A 1,711-nucleotide genomic window follows, 5' to 3' on the forward strand; every position below is an offset into this window, starting at 1 on the left:
CGCTCGCGGGGCTCGCCGCGCCCGACGCGATCTTCATCGGCGGCGGGGCGACCGCGCCCGGCGTGCTCGACGCGTGCTGGGCAGCGCTGAAGCCCGGCGGCCGGCTGGTCGCGAACGCGGTCACGCTGCAGGGCGAGATGACGCTCGCCGCATGGCGCGATGCGCACGGCGGCACGCTCACGCGCGTGTCGCTCGCCCACGCCGAGCCGCTCGGTCGCTTCGATACGTGGCGACAACCGTTGCCGGTCACGCTGTACGACGTGCGCAAGCCCGACGTGGCCGACACGCCCGCATCGTCGGCCACGGCGAACGTAACGAACGCAACGGACGCGTGATGCGCGACGAGACCCCCGAACAGCCCGCGCCGCTACGCTTCGGCTATACGACCGGCAGCTGCGCGACCGCGACGTCGCTCGCCGCCGCGCGGCTGGTGCTCGCGGGCCGGGCGGACGACGCGGTCGAGATCGTGCTGCCGAAGGGGCAGCGCGTGATGATGCGGCTCGAGTTCTGCCGTACCACCGCCGACGGTGCGGAAGCCGGCACGATCAAGGATGCCGGCGACGATCCGGACGTCACGCACGGCGCGCTGATCTTCGCGCGGGTCGCACTCGCGGCGGCGCCCGGCGTGCGGTTTCATGCGGGACCGGGCGTCGGCACGGTCACGCGCGCGGGGCTGACGCTGCCGGTCGGCGAACCGGCGATCAACCCGGTGCCGCGCCAGATGATGACGACGCACCTGGAAGCGCTGGCGGCCGAGCACGGCTATGCGGGCGGCTTCGACGTGACGATCGGCGTCGAAGGCGGCGAAGCGCTCGCAATGAAGACGATGAACCCGCGCCTCGGCATCGTCGGCGGGCTGTCGATCCTCGGCACGACCGGCATCGTGCGGCCGTTCTCGTGCTCGGCCTATATCGCGTCGATCCACCAGGGCATCGACGTCGCACGCGCGAACGGCATCGCGCACATTGCCGCGTGCACCGGCAACGCGAGCGAGGACGCGATGCGCGCGCACTATCAACTGCCCGACATGGCGCTGATCGAGATGGGCGATTTTGCGGGCGCGGTGCTCAAGCACCTGCGGCGCGCGCCGGTCGCGCGGCTGTCGATGTGCGGCGGCTTCGGCAAGCTCAGCAAGCTCGCGGCCGGCCACCTCGACCTGCACAGCCGCCATTCGAGCATCGACCTGCCGCTGCTCGCGCAGTGGGCGGCCGAGGCGGGTGCAAGCGACACGCTGCAGGCCGCGATGCGCGCCGCGAACACGAGCCAGGAAGCGCTGAAGCTCGCGCACGCCGACGGCGTGCCGCTCGGCGATCTCGTCTGTGCACAGGCGTTGCGCGTCGCGCGCGACATCGTGCCGCCGTCGGTGGCCGTCGAGATGTTCGCGATCGACCGGCAGGGCCGCTTCGTCGGGGAGGCGCGATGAGCACGCGCATCCTGCTGCTCGGCGGCACCGGCGATGCGCTGAAGATCGCGCGCGCGCTCGGTCCTCACCATGTCTACAGCCTGGCCGGCCTCGGCAAGGTGCCCGACGACCTGCGCTGCGACGTGCGCGTCGGCGGCTTCGGTGGCGCGGCCGGGCTGGCCGCGTATCTGCGCAGCGCCGGCATCGGCCTCGTGATCGACGCGACGCATCCGTATGCCGCGCGGATCAGCGCGAATGCCGCCGCCGCGGCGCGTGAAGCGGGCGTGCCGCTGTGGGCGCTGCGCCGCG

2 protein-coding genes and 1 pseudogene are annotated in these 1,711 nt (G+C 72.8%); all 3 read left to right on the plus strand.

Annotation, left to right across the window (positions count from 1 at the left end):
- Positions 1-335: pseudogene (locus F3J15_RS37310) on the plus strand (bifunctional cobalt-precorrin-7 (C(5))-methyltransferase/cobalt-precorrin-6B (C(15))-methyltransferase); the annotation flags it as partial.
- Positions 335-1,423, plus strand: coding sequence for a cobalt-precorrin-5B (C(1))-methyltransferase (locus tag F3J15_RS37315; RefSeq protein ID WP_166897812.1), 1,089 nt, complete (start codon positions 335-337; stop codon positions 1,421-1,423). The pseudogene F3J15_RS37310 and the gene F3J15_RS37315, both read left to right, overlap by 1 nt.
- Positions 1,420-1,711, plus strand: a 292-nt coding sequence (locus F3J15_RS37320; RefSeq protein WP_205191158.1) for a precorrin-6A/cobalt-precorrin-6A reductase, incomplete at its 3' end; no start/stop codon positions are given. The genes F3J15_RS37315 and F3J15_RS37320, both read left to right, overlap by 4 nt.

Origin of the sequence: Burkholderia sp. Ap-955 (assembly GCF_011753045.1) — a bacterium.
In the GTDB taxonomy this organism is placed as follows: domain Bacteria; phylum Pseudomonadota; class Gammaproteobacteria; order Burkholderiales; family Burkholderiaceae; genus Burkholderia; species Burkholderia lata_D.